16 protein-coding genes are annotated in these 19,529 nt (G+C 74.3%); 5 read left to right on the top strand and 11 right to left on the bottom strand.

The window, feature by feature from the left end; genetic code table 11:
• Positions 1-16 precede the first annotated feature (16 nt).
• From ACFYZF_RS10055 to ACFYZF_RS10045, 3 genes are read right to left on the bottom strand one after another with little or no spacing between them, the layout of a single operon-like run.
• Positions 17-829 carry an ABC transporter ATP-binding protein gene (locus ACFYZF_RS10055; RefSeq protein ID WP_387017821.1) on the bottom strand — a complete coding sequence of 271 codons (813 nt, stop codon included), beginning with the start codon at positions 827-829 and terminating at the stop codon, positions 17-19.
• A 29-nt stretch (positions 830-858) separates the two neighbouring features.
• Positions 859-1,884: a FecCD family ABC transporter permease gene (locus ACFYZF_RS10050; protein ID WP_387017818.1), complete on the bottom strand. Its 1,026-nt coding sequence runs from the start codon at positions 1,882-1,884 to the stop codon at positions 859-861.
• Positions 1,881-2,942 carry a FecCD family ABC transporter permease gene (locus ACFYZF_RS10045; protein ID WP_387018408.1) on the bottom strand — a complete coding sequence of 354 codons (1,062 nt, stop codon included), beginning with the start codon at positions 2,940-2,942 and terminating at the stop codon, positions 1,881-1,883. Before ACFYZF_RS10045 ends, ACFYZF_RS10050 begins: the two co-directional genes overlap by 4 nt.
• 116 nt (positions 2,943-3,058) lie before the next feature.
• On the opposite strand from ACFYZF_RS10045, the gene ACFYZF_RS10040 reads away from it, so the two are divergent.
• The 5 genes from ACFYZF_RS10040 to ACFYZF_RS10020 all read left to right on the top strand — a co-directional run bounded on the left by ACFYZF_RS10040 (position 3,059) and on the right by ACFYZF_RS10020 (position 10,355).
• A complete protein-coding gene (locus ACFYZF_RS10040) occupies positions 3,059-4,090 on the top strand; it encodes an ABC transporter substrate-binding protein (RefSeq protein WP_387017815.1) in 1,032 nt (343 codons plus the stop codon).
• 1 nt (position 4,091) lies between these two features.
• Positions 4,092-4,949 carry a siderophore-interacting protein gene (locus tag ACFYZF_RS10035; protein ID WP_387017812.1) on the top strand — a complete coding sequence of 286 codons (858 nt, stop codon included), beginning with the start codon at positions 4,092-4,094 and terminating at the stop codon, positions 4,947-4,949.
• A 134-nt stretch (positions 4,950-5,083) separates the two neighbouring features.
• Positions 5,084-6,622, top strand: a complete 1,539-nt coding sequence (locus tag ACFYZF_RS10030; protein WP_387017810.1) for a pyridoxal phosphate-dependent decarboxylase family protein — start codon at positions 5,084-5,086, stop codon at positions 6,620-6,622.
• Between the two features lie 44 nt (positions 6,623-6,666).
• The gene (locus ACFYZF_RS10025) at positions 6,667-7,962 is read left to right on the top strand and encodes a lysine N(6)-hydroxylase/L-ornithine N(5)-oxygenase family protein (RefSeq protein WP_387017808.1); all 1,296 of its coding nucleotides are present in this window, start codon (positions 6,667-6,669) and stop codon (positions 7,960-7,962) included.
• Positions 7,959-10,355: a GNAT family N-acetyltransferase gene (locus ACFYZF_RS10020; protein ID WP_387017807.1), complete on the top strand. Its 2,397-nt coding sequence runs from the start codon at positions 7,959-7,961 to the stop codon at positions 10,353-10,355. The genes ACFYZF_RS10025 and ACFYZF_RS10020 overlap by 4 nt, the downstream gene beginning before the upstream one ends.
• A 170-nt stretch (positions 10,356-10,525) precedes the next feature.
• Here the strand turns inward: ACFYZF_RS10020 and ACFYZF_RS10015 are convergent, their stop codons facing one another.
• The 8 genes from ACFYZF_RS10015 to ACFYZF_RS09980 all read right to left on the bottom strand — a co-directional run bounded on the left by ACFYZF_RS10015 (position 10,526) and on the right by ACFYZF_RS09980 (position 18,826).
• Positions 10,526-11,227, bottom strand: coding sequence for an aspartate/glutamate racemase family protein (locus tag ACFYZF_RS10015; RefSeq protein WP_387017804.1), 702 nt, complete (start codon positions 11,225-11,227; stop codon positions 10,526-10,528).
• Positions 11,224-12,549, bottom strand: coding sequence for an NAD(P)/FAD-dependent oxidoreductase (locus ACFYZF_RS10010; protein WP_387017801.1), 1,326 nt, complete (start codon positions 12,547-12,549; stop codon positions 11,224-11,226). Before ACFYZF_RS10010 ends, ACFYZF_RS10015 begins: the two co-directional genes overlap by 4 nt.
• Before the next feature lie 10 nt (positions 12,550-12,559).
• Entirely contained in the window at positions 12,560-13,435 is an 876-nt protein-coding gene (locus ACFYZF_RS10005) for a family 3 encapsulin nanocompartment shell protein (RefSeq protein WP_387017799.1), read from the bottom strand.
• Between the two features lie 63 nt (positions 13,436-13,498).
• The gene (locus tag ACFYZF_RS10000) at positions 13,499-14,344 is read right to left on the bottom strand and encodes a class I SAM-dependent methyltransferase (RefSeq protein ID WP_387017796.1); all 846 of its coding nucleotides are present in this window, start codon (positions 14,342-14,344) and stop codon (positions 13,499-13,501) included.
• 60 nt (positions 14,345-14,404) lie between these two features.
• On the bottom strand, positions 14,405-15,232 hold the full coding sequence (locus ACFYZF_RS09995; protein ID WP_387017793.1) for an SDR family NAD(P)-dependent oxidoreductase: 828 nt from the start codon (positions 15,230-15,232) through the stop codon (positions 14,405-14,407).
• Positions 15,233-15,237: 5 nt separating this feature from the next.
• The gene (locus tag ACFYZF_RS09990) at positions 15,238-16,191 is read right to left on the bottom strand and encodes a sulfotransferase (RefSeq protein WP_387017791.1); all 954 of its coding nucleotides are present in this window, start codon (positions 16,189-16,191) and stop codon (positions 15,238-15,240) included.
• Positions 16,188-17,393, bottom strand: coding sequence for an MFS transporter (locus ACFYZF_RS09985; protein ID WP_387017789.1), 1,206 nt, complete (start codon positions 17,391-17,393; stop codon positions 16,188-16,190). The genes ACFYZF_RS09990 and ACFYZF_RS09985 overlap by 4 nt, the downstream gene beginning before the upstream one ends.
• Positions 17,390-18,826, bottom strand: coding sequence for an aminotransferase class I/II-fold pyridoxal phosphate-dependent enzyme (locus ACFYZF_RS09980; RefSeq protein WP_387017786.1), 1,437 nt, complete (start codon positions 18,824-18,826; stop codon positions 17,390-17,392). The genes ACFYZF_RS09985 and ACFYZF_RS09980 overlap by 4 nt, the downstream gene beginning before the upstream one ends.
• Between the last annotated feature and the right edge of the window lie 703 nt (positions 18,827-19,529).

Here is a 19,529-nt window from a genome sequence, read left to right as displayed (position 1 = left end):
GTCCGGCTGTCTCTGCTCAGCGGCGTACCGCCGACGGCCGCCGCGCGGCGGGGACGACCAGCGGGCCGCCCGTCTCCGGGTCGTCGATGACCCGGCAGGGCAGCCCGAACACCCGCTCCACCAGCTCGGCGGTGACGATCTCCCGGGGCGCCCCGGCGGCCACCACGGCACCGTCGCGCATCGCGATCAGGTGAGTGGCGTACCGGGCGGCCTGGTTGAGGTCGTGCAGCACCGCGACCAGCGTGCGCCCCTGCTCCTCGTGCAGGCTCGCGCACAGGTCGAGCACCTCGATCTGGTGGGCGATGTCGAGGAACGTGGTCGGCTCGTCGAGCAGCAGCAGCTCGGTCTGCTGGGCCAGGGCCATGGCGATCCACACCCGCTGCCGCTGCCCGCCGGACAGCTCGTCGACCAGCCGGTCCGCGAGGTCGGCCACGCCGGTGGCGGCCATCGACTCGTCGACCACCCGCTCGTCGTCGCGGGACCACTGCCGCAGCAGGCCCTGGTGCGGGTACCGGCCCCGGGCCACCAACTCGGCGACCGTGATGCCGTCGGGGGCGATGGACGACTGCGGCAGCAGCCCGAGGGTGCGGGCGACCCGGCGGGCCGGCTGGGCGTGGATGTCCCGCCCGTCGAGCAGCACCGTGCCGGCGGCCGGCCGCAGCATCCGGGCCAGGGCGCGCAGCAGGGTGGACTTGCCGCAGGCGTTCGGCCCGATGACGACGGTGAACGACCGGTCGGGTACGGCGACGCTGAGCCGCTCGGTGATGGTCCGCTTGTCGTACGCGAGGGTCAGGCCGTCGCCGCTGAGCCGGGGGGTGCCGGGCTGCATCAGGGGTGCTCCAGTCTTCAGGTCGCCGGTCACAGCCGGCCTGCCTTGCGTTCGGTGGCCAGCAGCCACACCAGGTAGCCGCCGCCGAGCGCGCCCGTGATCACGCCGACGGGGAGCTGGTGCCCGGTGAAGGCGCGCTGGGCGACCAGGTCGGCGGCGACCAGCATCGCCGCGCCGAGCGCCATGGCGGCGGCCAGGTTCGGCCCGGGCGCGCGGGTCAGCCGGCGGGTCAGGTGCGGCGCGGTGAGCGCGACGAAGTTGACCGGCCCGGCCGCGGCGGCGGCGACGGAGACCAGCAGCACCGCCGCGACCAGCAGCACCGTGCGCAGAGCCCGCACCGGTACGCCGAGCGCGGCGGAGGTGTCGTCGCCCAGCTCGGTCATCCGCAGCGCCGGCCCGCAACCGAACAGCACCACCGGGACCAGCACCGCCAGGGTGACGGCGAGCGGGACGGCCTGCGCCCAGCCACGCCCGTCGAGGCTGCCGGTGAGCCAGAGCACGGCGCGGGCGGCGTCCATGAGCTGCGCGCGGGTCAGCAGCCAGCCGTTGACGCCGGTGAGGATCGCGGCGACGCCGATGCCGGCGAGGATCAGCCGGTGGCCGTGCGCGCCGCGCGCCCAGGCCACCGCCCACAGCAGCAGCCCCGTGGCCAGGCCGCCGACCACGGCCGCGCCGGCCAGGGCGAGGGTGCTGCCGCCGACCACCACCACGACGAGGGCGCCGGTGGCCGCGCCCTGGGTGACGCCGAGGATGTCGGGGCTGCCGAGCGGGTTGCGCACGAGGGCCTGCAACACCGCGCCGCCCAGCGCGAGGGCGGCCCCGACCAGCAGGGCGGTGACCAGCCGGGGCAGCCGCAGCTCGCCGATGATGAAGTCCTCGGCCGGGGTGCCGCCCCCGGTGAGGGTGCGCAGCACGTCGGCGGGGCCGATCGGGTAGTCGCCGCCGCCGATCGACAGCACGCCCAGGGCCAGGGCAGCCAGCGCGCAGCCGAGGCCGACGAGCAGGGCCCGGGCCCGGAACCGCACCGACCAGTGGCGTACCCGTACGACGGTCACGACCGCACCGCCCGGGTCCGGGTGACCAGGTGCAGGAAGAGCGGGCCGCCGAGCACGGCGGTCATGATGCCCACCTGGATCTCGCCGGGGCGGCCGAGCACCCGGCCGGCCACGTCGGCGCCGAGCAGCAGCACCGGGGCCAGCAGCGCGCAGGCCGGCAGCAACCAGCGCAGATCCGGCCCGGTCAGGGTGCGGACCAGGTGCGGCACGAGCAGCCCGACGAAGACCAGCGGCCCGCAGGCAGCCGTCGCGGCGCCGCAGAGCAGAGTCACCGCCACGACGACGGCCGCCCGGGTCGCGGCGGGCCGGGCGCCCAGGGCCCGCGCCTGGTCGTCGCCGAGGGCGAGGGCGTTGAGCGGCCGGGCCGTGGCGAGGGCGATCACCAGCCCCACCGCCGCGAACGGCAGCACCCGGACCACGGTCGCCAGGTCGGCGCTGGCCAGCGAGCCGACGGTCCAGAACCGCATCTTCTCCAGCGAGGCCGCATCGAGGAGCATCACCGCGCTGACGTACGAGTAGAGGGCCGCGTTGAGCGCGGCCCCCGCGAGGGCCAGCCGGGCCGGGGTGGCGCCCCGGCCGCCGCCGACGGCGTACACGAGGGCGGTGACGGCCCCCGCGCCGGCCAGGGCGAACCAGACGTACCCGTCGACGCCCGTGACGCCGAGGAACGCGGCGGCGGTGGCCACGGCCGCCGACGCGCCGGCGTTGATGCCGAGCAGCCCGGGGTCGGCGAGGGGGTTGCGGGTGACCGCCTGCATGATCGCGCCCGCCACCCCGAGCGCCGCGCCGGCGATCAGGCCGAGCAGGGTGCGCGGCAGCCGCATCTGCCGCACCACGGCGTGCGCGGGGGAGTCGGAGTCCCACAGCCCCTGCCAGGCCTCGGCGAGGGTGAGCTGCTTCGCGCCGACCGCCAGGCTGATCGTGGCCACGGCCGCCAGCAGCAGAAAAGCGGCCAGCAGCCCGGCCAGGCGGGCTGCGGGCCGGCCGCGGCGGGGCGGCGGGGGTGGGGGCGTCGCCGGTGGAGCGAGGGCGGTCGGCGACGAGTCGATGACGGACAGTGCAAGCTCCTGTGTGGGTAGGAATCGACCGGCGACGCTGTTGACAAGGACTTAGGTTAGGGTAACTTAACCTCGCACTTGGTCATCAGACCACCCCGGAGTGGAAAGAAGTTGTCATGCCCGTACCCGTGTCCCGTCCGCGTCTGACCCGCCGCGGACTGCTCTCCGCCGGCGGCGCGCTCGCCCTCGGCGCCCTGCTCGGCGGCTGCGGCGGCAAGGACGACGAAACCTCCTCGCCGGCCGCCGGCAGCGGCCCCTGGTCGTTCACCGACGACCGGCCCGAGAAGGTCGCCCGGGACGCGACCCCGAAGCGCGTCGTCGCCTTCACCGGCGTCGCCGCCGCACTGGTCGACTTCGGACTCGACGCCCAGATCGTCGGGGTCTTCGGCGAGACCACCCGCGCCGACGGGTCGAAGGAGCCGCAGGCCGGCGACCTCGACGTGGGCAAGGTGGCCGTGCTCGGCAACGTCTGGGGCGAGTTCAGCATCGAGAAGTACGCCGCGCTCAACCCCGAGCTGCTGGTCACCCACATGTACGACCCGGGCGCCTTCTGGTACGTCCCCGACGAGAGCCGCGACAAGATCCTCGGTCTGGCCCCCACCGTCGCGATCAAGACCGCCAGGGTGCCGATGAACCGCCCGATCGAGCGGTACGCCGAGCTGGCCGCGTCCCTCGGCGCCGACCTGAAGGCGAAGAAGGTCACCGACGCCAAGGCCCGGTTCGAGGCCGCCGCCGAGTCCGTCCGGCAGGCGGTCAAGGCCAACCCCGGCATCAAGGTGCTCGCGGCGTCCGGCAGCCCCGACCTGTTCTACGCCTCCAACCCGAAGGTCAGCACCGACCTGATGTACTTCGCCGAGCTGGGCGTCGACATCGTGGTGCCGACCAAGCTGGAGCAGGGCGACTACTTCGAGAGCCTGAGCTGGGAGAACGCCGGCAAGTTCCCGGCCGACCTGATCCTGCTGGACAACCGCGCCACCGCCCTGCAACCGGCCGACATGGCCAAGAAGCCCACCTGGGCCCAGCTCCCGGCGGTCAAGGCCAACCAGGTCACCCCGTGGGACGCCGTGCCGCGCTTCTCGTACGCCGGCGCGGCCCCGCTGCTGGAGAGCCTCGCCAAGGCGATCGCCTCCGCCAAGAAGGTGAGCTGAGTTGGCCAGCGTCACCCTCGACCCGGTCGCCACCCGGTTCCGGTTCTACGAGGCGGGGGTCGTGCGCACCCGCCGCCTCGGCCCGACCATGACCCGGATCACCCTCGGCGGCCCGCAGCTCACCGCCTTCGCCGGCGGCGGGCGCGACCAGAGCGTCAACCTCTTCCTGCCCCACCCCGGCCAGAGCGCCCCCGTGGTGCCGGTCGATGCCGGCGACGACTGGTTCGGTCGGTGGCGGGCCCTCGACCCGGCCGTCCGTGCGGTGATGCGCTCGTTCACCGTCCGCGCCCAGCGCCCCGAGGTCGGCGAGGTCGACATCGACTTCGCCGACCACGGCGACACCGGCCCCGCCTCCCGGTGGGCCGGCCGGGCGCGCCCCGGCGACCAGGTGCTGCTGCTCGGCCCGGCCGTCGCCGACAACCGCGCCGTCTGCTTCCGGCCGCCCGTCGACGCCGACTGGATGCTGCTCGCCGCCGACGAGACCGCGCTGCCGGCCGTCGGCGCCATCCTGGAGTGGCTACCCGCCGGGACCCGCGCCCGCGCCTGGATCGAGGTGCCGCACGTCGCCGACATCCAGGACCTGCCCGCCCCGCCCGGGGTCGAGGTGACCTGGCTGGTCCGGGGCACCACCCCGCCCGGCTCCGGCCTGCTGCGCGACGCCGTCCGCGCGGCCCGGCTGCCCGGCGTCGTCCCGTACGCGTGGCTCGCCGGAGAGTCCGCCACGGTTCGTGGCCTGCGCCGCCACCTCGTGCAGGAGCGCGGCACCGACCGCCGCCGGGTGACCTTCGCCGGCTACTGGCGGTGCGGCGTGTCCGAGGACACCCTGCGCGGCGAGGCCCCCGCCGCCGCGGCGGCCTGACCGTGGCCGTGAGCGCCCCGTCTGCCGGGGTCACCGGCCGCCCGGCCGTGGCCGCGAGCGTCCCGCCCGCCGGGGTCACCGGCCGCCCCCGCCCCACCGCCGGCCCCGAGTCCCACCGACCGTCGAGGAACCGCATGAGCATCCCGGGTCGTCCCGCTCCGGACGTGCCGCCCGCCACCGGCACTCCGGCGGGCCCCCGCGCCCACCTGTTGACCAACGGCACCGCCGAGCAGTACCGGCGGGTGCTGGCCGACGGGATCGACCGGGTCAGCGCCCGGATCGCCAACACGGACCGCCCGTTCACCGGCGTCACCCCGGCCGCGCTCGCCCCGACCGTCGCCGCCGTCGACCTGGACCGCCCGCTCGCCGACCCGGCCGCCGCCCTCGACGAGCTGGAGGACGTGTACCTGCGCGACGCGGTCTACTTCCACCACCCCCGCTACCTGGCCCACCTCAACTGCCCGGTGGTGATCCCCGCGCTGCTCGGCGAGGCCGTGCTCACCGCCGTGAACTCCTCCCTGGACACCTGGGACCAGAGCGCCGGCGGCACCCTCATCGAGCGCCGCCTGATCGACTGGACGGCCCAGCGGATCGGCCTCGGCCCCGCCGCCGACGGCGTGTTCACCAGCGGTGGCACCCTGTCCAACCTCCAGGCGCTGCTGCTGGCCCGGGAGGAGGCGTGCGCCCGCAGCGCGACGCCCCGCCGTGAGCTGCTGCCCCGGCTGCGGGTGATCGCCTCCGGCGCCGGCCACTTCAGCGTGCAGAAGTCGGCCGGCCTGCTCGGCCTCGACACCGGCGCGGTGATCGCCCTGCCCACCGACGCCGACCGCCGGATGTGCCCCGACGCCCTGCACGCGGAGCTGGCCCGCTGCCACGCCGACGGGCTCACCGTGATGGCGGTCGTCGCCACCGCCGGCACCACCGACTTCGGCTCCATCGACCCCCTCGACGCCATCGCCGACCGGTGCGCCGCCGCCGGGGTGCGGCTGCACGTCGACGCCGCGTACGGCTGCGGGCTGCTGGTCTCGCCCACCCGGCGGCACCTGCTCGCCGGCATCGAACGCGCCGACTCGGTGACCGTCGACTACCACAAGTCGTTCTTCCAGCCGGTCTCCTCCAGCGCCCTGCTGGTCCGCGACGGCGAGGCGCTGCGGCACGCCACCTACCACGCCGACTACCTCAACCCGGCCCCCCGGGCGACGGGGGAGCAGCTGCCAAACCAGGTCGACAAGAGCCTCCAGACCACCCGCCGGTTCGACGCGCTGAAGCTCTGGCTCACCCTGCGGATGATGGGCCCCGACGCGGTCGGCGCGCTCTTCGACGAGGTGATCGACCGGGCCGACGGGGCGTGGCGGCTGCTCGCCGGCGACCCCCGCTTCGAGGTGGTCACCCGGTCCGCGCTGAGCACCGTGGTGTTCCGCTACCTGCCCACCGGGTCGGCGGACGTGCTGGCCGACGACGCCAACCGGTACGCCCGCCGGGCCCTCGCCGCCTCCGGCGCGGCCGTCGTCGCCGGCACCAAGGTCGACGGCCGGCAGTACCTGAAGTTCACCCTGCTCAACCCCGAGACCACGCTGGACGACGTGGCGCACGTCGTCGACCTCATCGCCGAGCACGCCGGCCGGTACGTGCACGAGCGGGCCACCGCCGGTATCCCCTGCCCCGTCGGCTGACCGCGAACGTGCCCGCCCCCCGCCCCCGCGCAGAAAGCGAACCCATGTCCACCCACGACGTCATCGCCGTCGGGCTCGGCCCGTACAACCTGGGCCTGGCCTGCCTCACCGAGCCGCTGACCGACCTGGACTGCCTGTTCCTGGAGGCCCGGGACTCGTTCGACTGGCACCCCGGGATGCTGCTGGAGACCGTCCGGTTGCAGACCCCGTTCCTGGCCGACCTGGTCACCCTCGCCGACCCCACCTCGCCGTACTCCTTCCTGAACTGGCTCAAGGAGTCCGGGCGGCTGTACCAGTTCTACATCCGCGAGCGCTTCCACCCGCTGCGCAGCGAGTACAACGCGTACTGCCGGTGGGCGGCGGCGAAGTTGGCCGGGGTGCGCTTCGGCCACCGGGTCACCGCCGTCACCCACGACGAGGCCGACGACCTGTTCACCGTGCACGTGACCGTCACCGCCACCGGGGAGACCGTCACCCACCGGGCCCGGCACCTGGTGCTCGGCACCGGCACCCCGCCGCACGTCCCCGCCGCCTGCGCCGGGCTCGACGGCGACGTGGTGCACTCCTCGGCGTACCTGGAGAACCGGGCCGCCCTGCGGGAGAAGAACAGCGTCACCGTGGTCGGCTCCGGGCAGAGCGCCGCCGAGATCTACCACGACCTGCTCGGCGACATCGACACGTACGGCTACCGGCTGAACTGGGTTACCCGCTCGCCCCGGTTCTTCCCCCTGGAATACACCAAGCTCACCCTGGAGATGACCTCCCCCGACTACGTCGACTACTTCCACGCCCTGCCCGAGCCCACCCGCTACCGGCTGGAGGCCGAGCAGAAGGGGCTGTTCAAGGGCATCGACGCCGACCTGATCAACGAGATCTACGACCTGCTCTACGCCAAGAGCGTGCACGGGCCGGTGGACACCCGGCTGCTCACCAACACCGAGGTGGCCAGGGCCCGGCACGACCCGGCCGCCGGCGAGTACACCCTCGGGCTGCGCCACGTCGAGCAGGAGGGCGAGTTCTCCCTGGCCACCCAGGGCCTGGTGCTGGCCACCGGGTACCGCTACGCGGTGCCGGACTTCCTCGACCCGGTGCGTCACCTGCTGCGCTTCGACACCCACGGCCGGTTCGACGTGGCCCGCGACTACAGCGTCGACCACGCCGGCCGGGTGTTCCTCCAGAACGCCGGCACCCACACCCACAGCGTCACCTCGCCCGACCTGGGCATGGGCCCGTACCGCAACGCCGTGATCATCCGGGGGCTGCTCGGCCGCGAGCACTACCCGGTCGAGCGGCGGATCGCGTTCCAGGAGTTCGGCGTGTCGGCGGGGGTGGGTGCGTGACCGAGGTCGTGCACACCCGCACCGACCCCCGGCTGGGTGACTTCACCCTGCGTACCCTCGACCCGGTCGCCGACGCCGCGCTGCTGCACTCCTGGGTGACCCACCCGAAGGCCGCGTTCTGGCTGATGGCCGACGCCGACGTGGCCCGGGTCGCCGCCGAGTACGCGCGCATCGCCGCCGACGAGCACCACGACGCGTTCGTCGGGCTGTGGCGGGGTGAGCCGGCCTTCCTCGTCGAGCGGTACGACCCGGCGCGGGTCGAGCTGGCCGGCCGCTACCCGGCCCGCCCCGGGGACGTTGGCATGCACTTCCTCTGCGCGCCCGTCGACGCCCCGGTCTCCGGCTTCACCCGGGCCGTCATCACCACCGTGATGGACTGGCTGTTCGCCGACCCGGCGCACCGCCGGGTGGTGGTCGAGCCGGACGTGCGCAACACCGCCGTGCAGGCGCTCAACGCCGCCGTCGGCTTCGTGCCGGCCGGAACCGTGGAGCTGCCCGGCAAGACCGGCCTGCTCAGCTTCTGCACCCGCGCCCAGTTCGCCGCCGCCACCGGCCCGACCCCGACCAGCAGCGAAGGACCGACCACCGTGGACCCCCAGGACGCCGTCGCCCACCTCACCCCCGACACCTGGGCGCGCGCCAACCGGCTGCTGGTCCGCAAGGCGCTCGCCGAGTTCGCCCACGAGCGGCTGCTCACCCCCGAGCCGGTCGGCGACGCCCCCGCCCCCGGCGAGCCGGCCGAGTACGAGGTGGCCAGCGACGACGGCGCCGTGACCTACCGGTTCGCCGCCCGCCGGCTCGCCCTCGACCACTGGCGGATCGACCCGGACAGCATCACCCGCCGTCGCGACGGCGCGGAGCTGCCCCTGGACGCCCTCGACCTGTGCGTGGAGCTGCGCGGCGCGCTCGGGCTTACCGACCGGGTGCTGCCGGTGTACCTGGAGGAGATCACCTCCACCCTGGCCGGGTGGGCGTACAAGCTGGACCGGCCGGAGATCGACGCCGCCGAGCTGGCCCGCGCCGACTTCCAGACCATCGAGACCCGGATGACCGAGGGCCACCCGGGCTTCGTCGCCAACAACGGCCGGATCGGCTTCGGCATCGACGAATACCACCGGTACGCCCCGGAGGTCGGCCGGCCGGTGCGGCTGCTCTGGCTGGCCGCGCACCGCGACCACACCACCTTCACCTGCTCCACCGACACCGACGCCGACGCCCTGCTGCGCGACGAGCTGGGCGAGGACGCGCTGGCCGGCTTCGCCGCCACGCTGACCGGGCTCGGCCTCGACCCGGCCGACTACCTGTTCATCCCCGTGCACCCGTGGCAGTGGTGGAACCGGCTCGCCGTCACCTTCGCCGCCGACGTGGCCGAGCGCCGCCTCGTCCTGGTCGGCCCCGGCCCGGACGAGTACCTTCCCCAACAGTCCGTGCGCACCTTCTTCAACGTCACCCGCCCCGAACGGCACTACGTCAAGACCGCGCTGTCCGTGCTGAACATGGGCTTCATCCGAGGACTGTCGGCGGCGTACATGGAGGCCACCCCGGCCATCAACGACTGGCTCGCCGACCTGATCGAGCGCGACGAGGTGCTCCGGGCCACCGGGCTGACGATCATCCGGGAGCGGGCCGCGATCGGGTACCGCAACCGCCGGTTCGAGGCGGCCACCGACCGGTACTCCCCGTACCGGAAGATGCTGGCGGCGCTGTGGCGGGAGAGCCCCGTCCCCGGTCTGGAGCCGGGGCGGCGGCTGGCCACCATGGCGTCGCTGCTGCACGTCGACTCGACCGGCGGGTCGTTCGCCGCCGCCCTGGTCGCCGAGTCGGGCCTGCCCGCCGGGGTCTGGCTGCGCCGGTACCTCGACGCGTACCTCGTCCCGCTGCTGCACTCCCTCTACGCGTACGACCTGGCGTTCATGCCGCACGGCGAGAACGTCATCCTGGTGCTGCGCGACGGGGCGGTGGAACGGGCGATCTTCAAGGACATCGCCGAGGAGATCGTGGTGATGGACCCGGACGCCGACCTGCCCGAGGCGGTGCACCGGGTCCGGGCCGACATCCCCGACGACGAGAAGCTGCTGTCGATCTTCACCGACGTGTTCTCCTGCTTCCTGCGCCACCTCAACGTCGTGTTCACCGACGCGGGGCTGCTCACCGAGGAGGAGTTCTGGCGGGCGGTCGCGGACTGCGCGCACGACTACGCCGACCGCGTCCCGCACCTGGCCGACCGGCTGCGCCGCTACGACCTGTTCGCCCCGGAGTTCACGCACTCCTGCCTCAACCGGCTCCAACTGCGCAACAACGAGCAGATGGTGGACCTGTCCGACCCGTCGGCGGCGCTCCAGTTCGCCGGCACCCTGGCCAACCCGATCGCCCCGTACGCCCGCCAGGCCTGACCCCGCGCACGGGCCTTGACCCCGCCGCGCCCGCCCGCCCTCGCCCGCCCGCTCGCCCCCCGCCCGCTCGCCCAGCTCGCCCGCTCTTTCACGGAAAGAGTGGCTGTCCCGGCCGGAATGACCACTCTTTCCGTGAAACTGCGCGCAGGTGCGGGGTGCGGGGGTGGGGGTTAGGGGCGGCGGGGGTACGGGCGGCGGGTGAGCGTGGCGTGCAGCATCGTCGTCAGGGTGACGATGTCGAAGACCGGCAGCCCCAGCCGGGCCTGGATCGCGTGCGCGAACGGCACCAGGTCCGTGCACTCGATGACCAACGCGCCGAGGTCCGGGTGGGCCTCGGCGAGCCGGTCGACGCGGTCGAGCACCTCCCGGCCGAGCCGGTCGGCGTCGAGGGCGTCGCGGCGGCCCTCCAGCATCACCTCGCGGAACTCCGGCTGGCCGGCCATCCCGGTGACCCGCACCGGCACCGACTCGGCGCCGATCGCGGCGAGGTGGCGCGGGGTCAGCGCGTTCTCGTCGGCGACCAGCAGCCCGACCGGCCGCCCGACCATCCGGTGCACCATCGGGAGCTGGACCAGGCTGGACGACCACAGCGGCACCGACACGGCGGCGGCCAGCTCGGCCTGGAACAGCACCAGGAAGCCGCACGCGCCGGTGATGCCGGCGACCCCGGCGGCCTCCAGATCCTTGGCCGCCGCGATGAACGGCTCCAGCAGCGTCGGGTCGGCCTCGCGGACCAGGCGCTGCGGCGTCGCGCCCTCGACCACCCGGTAGCGCACCGGGAAGTCGAAGGTGGCCGGGTTGCGGATGTGCCCGGGGATCTTCTCGAACGAGGTGTCCAGGCAGAGCACCCCGATCGGGGCGTCGTCTGTCATCGCGTACTCCCAGGGGTTGGGCGACGGCGCGGGAAGCGGCGCCGCCAGCGGTCCACGGCGAAGGGGGCCAGGTCCAGTTCCGGGCGGACGCCGCCGACGAGCTGGGCGATCAGCCGCCCCCCGGCCGGTGCCAGGCCCATCCCGATGTGGCCGTGCCCGGCGGCCACACAGACGTTCCGGTACGCCCCGGCGCGGCCGAGCAGGGGCAGGCTGTCCGGGGTGCAGGGGCGCAGCCCGCTCCACACCTGCACCCGGCGGTCGGTGTCCAGCCCCGGCAGGTACGACCGGACGGTGCGCGCGATGCCGTCGACCCGACGGGGGGAGACGGAGACGTCCATCCCGGTCAGCTCCAGGGTGCCGGCGAGGCGCAGCCGGTCGCCGAGCGGCATGACGGCGACCTTGCCCTCGCTGAGCAGGATCGGCAGCCGGGGCGGGTTCTCCGGGGCGGCGACGGTGACCGCGTAGCCCTTCGCCGGCTGGAGCATCAGGTCCAGGCCGAGCTTGCGGGCGCAGGCCACGGACCAGATGCCGGCGGCGATGACCACCTCGGCCGGGCGCAGGTCCCCCCGGCTCGTGCGCACGGCCCGGACCCGGTCCCCGGCCACTTCGAAGTCGCGGACCTCGGTGTGGGTGCGGATGTCCACGCCCATGCCGCGCAGCACCCGGGCGAACTCGACGAGGAACGCCGGGATGCGCAGCGCGGCGCCCTCGGCGTTGAGCAGTGCCCCGGCCACGTCGAACTCGACGCCCGGTTCGATGCGGGCCAGCTCGCCGGGTTCGAGCACCCGCAGCGGCACCCCCCGGGCGACCGCCGCCGGCACCGAGCGGCGGGCCTGGGCGAAGCCCTCCGGGGTCTTGCAGGCCAGCAGCATGCCCTGGGCGGTGAGGGTGTCGGCGAGCGGTCCCGCCGCGCACACCTCGTGCAGGATGGCCAGGCTGCGCTGCTTGAGCGACAGCAGGATCTCGAAGGCGGCCCGGGCGTCGTGTTCGGTGCACACCCGGCGGAAGTGCCACAGCCAGGCGAGCAGGGCCGGGTCCCAGCGGGGCCGGATGTGGAACGGGCTCTCCGGGTTCAGCAGGTAGCGCAGCCCCTTGGCCGGCACGCCGGGCTCCGCGAGCGGCGCGGAGCCCTGGGTGCCGACGAAGCCGGTGTTGCCCGAGGAGCAGGCCGCCGGGTCGCCGACCTCGCCCCGGTCGACGACGGTGACCCGGTGGCCGTCGCGGGCCAGGAACCAGGCGCAGAACAGGCCGACGATGCCCGCGCCGACCACCAGCACGTCGGGCTCGTCGCCGGGTGGGCGCGGCGCGGGCGTCGTCGACATCGCCCGCGCCCTACACGCTCACGACGAAGAAGCAGGTGGGCAGATTGAGCACCACCCGCTCGTAGATCTCGGCGGTCAGCGCCAGGCCGGGCTCGGCGAACGTGCCGGGCGGCGGCTCGGCGAAACCGATCATCGAGTGGCCGGCGTCGAACAGCAGCGCGCCGTGGCCGAAGTCGCCGACGATCGCGGTGCCCGGGTCGACCAGCCGGGTCCGGACGATGAACACGCCGTTCTCCTCGACGTCGCGCATCAGCGTGCCGGAGCCGAGCAGCCGGTAGTAGTCCGCCGGGTTGATGATCAGCCCGTCGGCGGTGCTGCCGTTCTGCTCCACCTCGTTGCAGGCGGACAGGATCGTGGAGCCGAACGGGCCCGGGTCGGTGAGCCGGGCGATGTCCGGCATGGTCAGCAACCCGCCCTCGCCGCGCAGGATGGTGACGTTCTCGGCGGTGGCCAGCCGCACGACGAGGCGGTAGTTGATGAACTCCGCGAAGCTCGTCGGGTCGTCCCACAGCCCGTCCGGGACCTGCACCCACGCCTTCGTCGTGAACAGCGGCGGGATGGGGGAGCGGTGGAAGTGGTTGGCCGCCTCCCGGCGCAGGTCGGCGCCGTCGACCGTCGGGTCGTCCGGGAGGGCCGGGCTCTCGTGCCAGTAGAACTCCTGCGGGTCCCGGGACAGGTCCACCACCTTCAGCACGTTCCGCGACGGGTAGCGCGGCTTGCGCCGGGAGCTGGTCAGCGAATCGGTGATGGTGACGTCGTACTCGACGCGGGTGTCGAAGCCCTGCTCGGCGAAGGCGTCGGCGAAGACCTGGCCCGGCGAGAGCTGCTTCTTGCGGTCCTCGACGACCTCGGCGATCGTCCGCTTGATGACGTCGGTTCGTTGCATGGCCTCACACCTCGGGTCGGGGTCGGACGGTCACTGCACGGCGGGGGCGCTGCCCGGCGCCGGTCACTGCGCGGCGGGCTTGCGGGCGACGAACATGCCCCAGCCGAACTCGCCCCGGTCGATGGCGGCCTGGATCTCCCCGCAGGACGCGGCGAAGCCGAGGATCCACTCCCGGGCGGCCGGGTCGTCGGTGGACGCGGCCCGCTGCCGGGCGGTCTCGCCGAGCACCCGGTACGTCTGCCGGATGTGCGTGTCGAGACTGCGGGCGACCAGCACCTCGAACCCGGCCTCGGTCAGCGCCTCGGCGTACCCGTCGAGGGAGTAGCCGCTGCTCCAGCGCACCCGGTCGTAGACGTGCCGGCGGGCGGCCTCGCCGATCTCGGTGGTCGGCTGGAGGAAGTCGGTGATCGCCAGGATCCCGCCGGGGGCGAGCACCCGGTGCATCTCGGCGTGGCTGCGCGGCTTGTCCGGCACCAGGAACAGCGCGTCCTGGCTGACCACGTGGCTGAAGCTGCCCGGGGAGTACGGCAGGGCGGTGGCCGACCCGTGCCGGAAGGCGATCCCCGGCGTCGGGCGCTCGGCGAGCTTGGTCTGGGCGAACCGGACCCGCTCGGCGCTCAGGTCCAGGCCCTCGCCCCGGCAGCCGGTCTGCCCGGCGAGCCGGAGCAGGAAGTTGCCGCAGCCGCAGCCCACGTCCAGCACGGTCGAACCGGCGTCGATGCCGGCCTCGGTGGCGAGCAGGTCCGAGGTCCGGTCGGCGGCGCCGTGGTAGTCGGCGTCGGCGTCGTCGGCGAAGTAGCCGGTGTGCAGCACGCCCTCGCTGTCCCAGAAGCTGAGGTACGTCTGGGTGGTCTCGTCGAAGAACTCGGAGACGTCCCGCTCGGTGAAGGTGGGGCTGGTCGTGGACATCACGCACTCCTTCGTGCTGTGCCGCCGGCCGGCGTCGCCGCCGCCGGATCGGGGGAGGGGTCAGGCGTAGGTGTCCTTGCGGACGCCGGTCAGGTGTGGCAGCTCCGGGCCGGTGGCGCTGGCCCCGCCGTCGATCAGGTGCACGCCCGCGGTGACGAACGAGGCCCGCTCGCTGGCCAGGAACGCGGCCACGGCGGCGACCTCCCCGGGGTCGGCCAGCCGGCCCAGCGCGCTGTGGTGGCCCATGGCGGCGAGTTGCTCCTCGACGTCGCCGTCGCCGGCCAGCCGGGCGGCGGCCCGCTCCATCGGCGGGGTGCGCACGCTGCCGGGGGCGAGCACGTTGACGGTGATCCCGTCGCGGCCCACGTCGACGGCGAGGCCCTGGGCGAAGCGGACCAGCGCGGCCCGGGTCACCCCGGAGAGGACCAGCGGGCCGATCGGCACGCTCGCGGTCTCGGAGGCGACGAACAGCAGCCGACCCCAGCCGGCGGTGCGCAGGTGCGGCAGCGCCGCCAGGGCCAGCCCGACGGCCGGCAGCAACACCCGGTCGACGGCGGCCCGGTAGTCGTCCACCTCGAACAGCGCGGCCGTGCCGACCGGCGGGCTGCCGCCGCTGACCAGCAGGACGTGGGCCCCGCCGAGGTCGGCGGCCACCCCGTCCACCCAGCGGCGGGCCGCGTCGGTGTCGGTGACGTCCACGCTGGTGGCGCTGACCCGGCCGGCGGCCACCCCGGCCAGCTCCCGCTCGGCGGCGGCGAGCCGGTCCGGGTCACGGCCGCAGATCGCCACGTGCGCGCCCTCGGCGGCGAACTCCTTCGCGCAGGCCAGCCCGATCCCGCTGGACCCGCCCGCGACGAGGACCACCCGTCCCTTGAGCCCGAGATCCACGCTCGTTACCTCCCTGATCCGCTCGTCGGTGACAGTCGGTCCGCACCGCGTGGGGCGGACCGGTAGCCGTAGCGGGCGAACAGCGGCTGGGCCAGGGCTGTCGCGGCCAGCCGGTCCGCCCGGGACAGGGTGCGCCGCCAGGAGTCGTCGCGGTCCCGGATGACGGTGGCCCCGGTGCGGAACCGGTCCGGGTTGCCGGTCACCGTGTGGTTGGTGTGCAGCTCGACGGTCCGCCCGCGCACCGGGTTGCCGGCCGGGTCGGCGCCGCAGAGCCGCAGCAGCGCGTCGACGGTGCCGGCCGGGTCGGCGGTGAACGACTCGTAGCGCAGCAGCGTCGACCGCTCGGGGAACCGCCGGGTGATCGCGGCCGAGGCCAGGTTGAACCCGTGCCAGTACGCGGTGCTGCGCGCCGCCGACATCGCGTAGACGTACTGCTTCGGCTCCCGCCAGGAGTGCGCGACCGCGCGCGGGTCGCGGACCAGGTGCACGTAGTACGGGGTGATCCCCGCGACGTACGGCAGCAGCGCGGCCTCGCCGGGGATCTTCGTGGTGTCCACGATGGTGTGCGCTCCGGTGCGCTCGGCGGCGGCCCGGTAGACCTCGCCCATCAGGTCGGCGTGTGCGCGGATCTCGTCGTCGTACAGGCCCCGGCGCAGCACCCGCCAGGTGTGCCGGGTGCGTACCCGGGACCGTTGGCGGCCGATCACCGCCGCGGCGTGCGCGTCCGGCGACATCCCCGCCGGGCGGCCGACCGGCAGCACCCGCGACCAGATGTCGCAGGCGGTCAGCGGGACGCCGCAGCCGCACAGGTCGTTGACGCCCCGGCCGGTGGAGTTCCCCCACAGGAAGTGCAGCTCGCCGACGTGGAAGAAGCCGGGCACCTCGTTGAGCACGTTGCCGATGATGGTGCTGCCGTTGCGGCACCAGCCGGTGACGCACAGGACGGTCAGGTCGCTCATGCCGCGCGGGCCTCCGTCTCTCGTCCTGCGGGTCGGGCGGTGCCGGGCCCGGCCGCCGGGCGGCCGATCCACGCCGCCAGCACCGCCGCCGCGACGGCGCAGGCCGCGCCGACGCCGAACACGGCGGGGTAGTCGAGGGTCGCCGCGACCAGGCCGGTCACCGGCCCCCACACGGCCAGCCCCAGGTCCCAGAACGAGGTGTACGCCCCGATCGCCGCCCCCTGCCGGGACGGTTCGGCCCGGTTCATCACCATCAGCGCCAGCGACGGGTGCAGCAGGGAGAAACCGACGCCGGTGACCACGCCGCCGGCCACGGCGACGGGCAGGTTCGGGGCCACCGCGATGATCACCAGTCCGACCGCCTCGCCGGCCGCCGACCAGGCCGCCACCCGGCGCGGGCCGAGCTTGTCCGGCAGGTGGCCGATGACCAGGCGGGTGAGCGCGTACACGGCGCTGAAGCAGCTCAGCACCACCACGCCGGAGCCGATCCCGCGCGCGTCCAGGTGCAGCACGATGAACGCGGCCAGGCCGGCGTACCCGGCGGCGCCGAGGGCGAGCGCGGTGCCGGGCAGCAGCGCCGGGCGCAGCAGCAGCCCTCCGCCGCCCTTCGCCGGTGCGGCGGCGGGATCCCGGGGCGGGACCGGGACCATGGCCACCAGCGCGGCGGCCAGCAGGGGAGCGGCGGCGGCGAGCGCCCAGACCGCCGCGAGGGAGACCTGTTGCAGGGTGGCGCCGAGGAAGGTGCCGGCGGAGATGCCACCCCACATGCTCATCCCGTACAGGCCGATGAGTTGGCCGCGGCGGTGGTGCGGGGCCAGCGCCACCGTCCACACCGCCCCGGCGGTGAACAGGGCGGCCTCGCCGGCGCCGAGCAGCAGCCGCACCGCCACCAGCACCGGCACGGACAGCGGCAGGAAGTAGAGCAGCCCGCCGCCGGCCACCACGAGGGCGCCGGTGAGCATCACGGTGCGGTGGCCGTACCGGTCGGCCAGCGCGCCGGCGACCGGCCGGACCAGCAGCGCGGTCACCGCGGTGACCGTGACGACCAGCCCGACCACCAGGTCCCCGGCGTCATGCCGGTCGCGCAGGAACCCGGGCAGCACCGGGAGCACCGCGGTGAGGCCGAGGTAGCCGGCGAAGAGCCCGCCGAAGATGCCGACCAGGGCCAGGCGCGGCACGGCGCGGGTCGGGGCGGCCGTCATCGGCGCACCGGCTCCGCCGGCCCGGCCGGCGCGGGCCCGGGGCGCTCGGCGGCCACGGGGTGCTCGACGGGCCCGGGACGCTCGGCGGCCACGGGGCGCTCGGCGGGCGCGGGGTGCTCGGCTGCCACGGGGCGCGCGGGGTGCGCGGCGGCGGCCACCTTGCGGACCGCCCGCACCAGGTCGTCGCAGTCGTCGAGGGTCAGGCTGGACGACAGCGGCACGTCCACCGCCTCCCGCAGGTACCCGGCGGTGCGCGGCAGCATCGCCCGGATCTCGTCGAGGTCGTCGGTGTCGTACACGAACCGCCAGTTCCAGAACGCGCGGACGTTGAGGTCGTCGTCGGCGCCGATGTTGCGCGCGTCGACGCCCTCCCGGCACAGCGCGCGGGCGAACCAGCCGGCGTCGCCGCCGGGCACCCGGAACACGAACGCCTCACCGAGGTACGCCCCGGGGGCGACCGGCCGGCGGATCGCGATGCCCGGCAGGTCGGCCAGCGCGGCGGCGACGTACCCGTAGTTGCGGTGGAACAGCCGCAGCCGCTCCGGCAGCCGGGCCATCTCGGCGCGCAGCAGCGCGGCCCGGATCTCGTCCATCCGCAGGCTCAGCAGGGGCAGGTCCAGGCCGGTCAACGGCGCCTCGCCGTCGGGAAAGTGCCGCCGCAACCGCCCCTCGTACGCCCCGGACAGCGCCACCGCGCGGGCGTACAGTTCCCGGTCGTCGGTGACCAGGAAGCCGCCCTCGCCGCTGTTGAGCGCCTTGTCGGACTGGGTGCTGAACGCCCCGGCGGCCCCGAACGTGCCGAGCTTGCGGCCGTTGAGCTCGGCGCCCAGCGCCGGCACCGCGTCCTCGATCAGCGGCACCCCCATCTCGGTGGCGAACCGGGCCAGCGCCTCGGCGTCGGCGGCGAAGCCGCGCATGTGCACCACGAGGATCGCGCCGATCCGGGGATCCCAGCGGCGTCGCAGGTCGTCGATGTCCATCCGCAGATCCTGGTCCACCTCGACCAGGAACGGCCGGCACCCGGCCATGACGATGGCGCTCGGCGTGGCGACGAAGGTGAACCCGGGGCAGGCGACCAGTGAGCCCGGGGGCACCCGCGCGGCCATGATGGCCAGGGCCAGAGCGGCGGTGCCGCTGGACACCGCGAGGGCGTGCCGGGTGCCGAAGAAGCGGCACAGCTCGTCCTCGAACCGGCCGCACTCCGTCTCGTGCTGCGGGCGGTGGTCGTAGCGGAAGTAGAGGTGGCTGCGGACGGCCCGGCAGGCCGCCTCCTCGTCCTCGGGATGGACGAAGACGGCGCCCTTGTCGTACGTGGGCCAGGGGGTGCGGCGGACCGGTGCGCCGCCGTGCAGGGCGAGGCGGTCCTCCGGTCGGTCGTGGCGCGCCGCAGGCAGTGGCCGGGGCGGCGCGGGAGCTTCGTCGTTCCCCTTCACCGGCTGGCTCCTCGCTCGTTGCAGGCGGGTGTTCCGATGGCGTATTTCCTAACTGGACGCCAACGGTGACCGCGCGTTCTGCGGATGCGGCGAATAAACCCACTGACGTGGGGAAACGTCGTCTATCCGGAATCGCGATAATCGCCGTCCAGTGACAGCAATGATTGTCGTGGGGATGCGGCGCGTCAACCCGTGCATTCTGCAATCTGCTTGCCCGGCGCGGCGGCGGGCGACCCGCCGTGACCGCCGGTTGCCGCCCTGCGGGGTCGACTGGCCTGGGCAGGGCCCTGGGCTGGATCGATGCGTGTCGGGCGGCCTATGATCGCGGGACCGATTGTCACCCTCCGTGCTCCCTGTCCGGCGAGTCGGAGGGCCGGTTTCCTCTACCCCGATAACTACGAATTCCCTATCGGAAAAGCAGTCTATTTGGCCGCCTTCGGCTTGCGGCGGGTGCTCAAATCGGTCAACAGCCGTCAATTGCAATTTGTCCGAGCGGAACCGGAGATTTGAGCTGCCGCCGCGGAATGGGTTGCCGCTGACCTCGCCGAATGCGGCCCGGCCCGGGCTGGCTTCCGTCGCCGGGGACCGGCGGCCCGGCGGTCCCGTCCCGCACGGGGCGGCGACGGGGCGGCGGGCGCAGGTCGCCGGGATGTTTTCCGCCGGGGGTATTTACTGTTAAGAATGTTTACTTTATGTTCATCGC

The sequence above is a fragment of the Micromonospora sp. NPDC001898 genome (genome assembly GCF_042891255.1).
Taxonomy (GTDB): Bacteria; Actinomycetota; Actinomycetes; order Mycobacteriales; family Micromonosporaceae; genus Micromonospora.
Note: the sequence above shows the minus strand (reverse complement) of the source record. Positions and strands in the feature narration are given on the sequence as shown.

Bases quoted from the DNA above. Each gene is read 5' to 3' on its own strand.
- ACFYZF_RS10055 (WP_387017821.1), bottom strand. From the start codon at position 829: ATGCAGCCCGGCACCCCCCGGCTCAGCGGCGACGGCCTGACCCTCGCG.
- ACFYZF_RS10040 (WP_387017815.1), top strand. From the start codon at position 3,059: ATGCCCGTACCCGTGTCCCGTCCGCGTCTGACCCGCCGCGGACTGCTC.
- ACFYZF_RS10030 (WP_387017810.1), top strand. From the start codon at position 5,084: ATGAGCATCCCGGGTCGTCCCGCTCCGGACGTGCCGCCCGCCACCGGC.
- ACFYZF_RS10025 (WP_387017808.1), top strand. From the start codon at position 6,667: ATGTCCACCCACGACGTCATCGCCGTCGGGCTCGGCCCGTACAACCTG.
- ACFYZF_RS10015 (WP_387017804.1), bottom strand. From the start codon at position 11,227: ATGACAGACGACGCCCCGATCGGGGTGCTCTGCCTGGACACCTCGTTC.
- ACFYZF_RS10010 (WP_387017801.1), bottom strand. From the start codon at position 12,549: ATGTCGACGACGCCCGCGCCGCGCCCACCCGGCGACGAGCCCGACGTG.
- ACFYZF_RS10005 (WP_387017799.1), bottom strand. From the start codon at position 13,435: ATGCAACGAACCGACGTCATCAAGCGGACGATCGCCGAGGTCGTCGAG.
- ACFYZF_RS10000 (WP_387017796.1), bottom strand. From the start codon at position 14,344: ATGTCCACGACCAGCCCCACCTTCACCGAGCGGGACGTCTCCGAGTTC.
- ACFYZF_RS09990 (WP_387017791.1), bottom strand. From the start codon at position 16,191: ATGAGCGACCTGACCGTCCTGTGCGTCACCGGCTGGTGCCGCAACGGC.
- ACFYZF_RS09985 (WP_387017789.1), bottom strand. From the start codon at position 17,393: ATGACGGCCGCCCCGACCCGCGCCGTGCCGCGCCTGGCCCTGGTCGGC.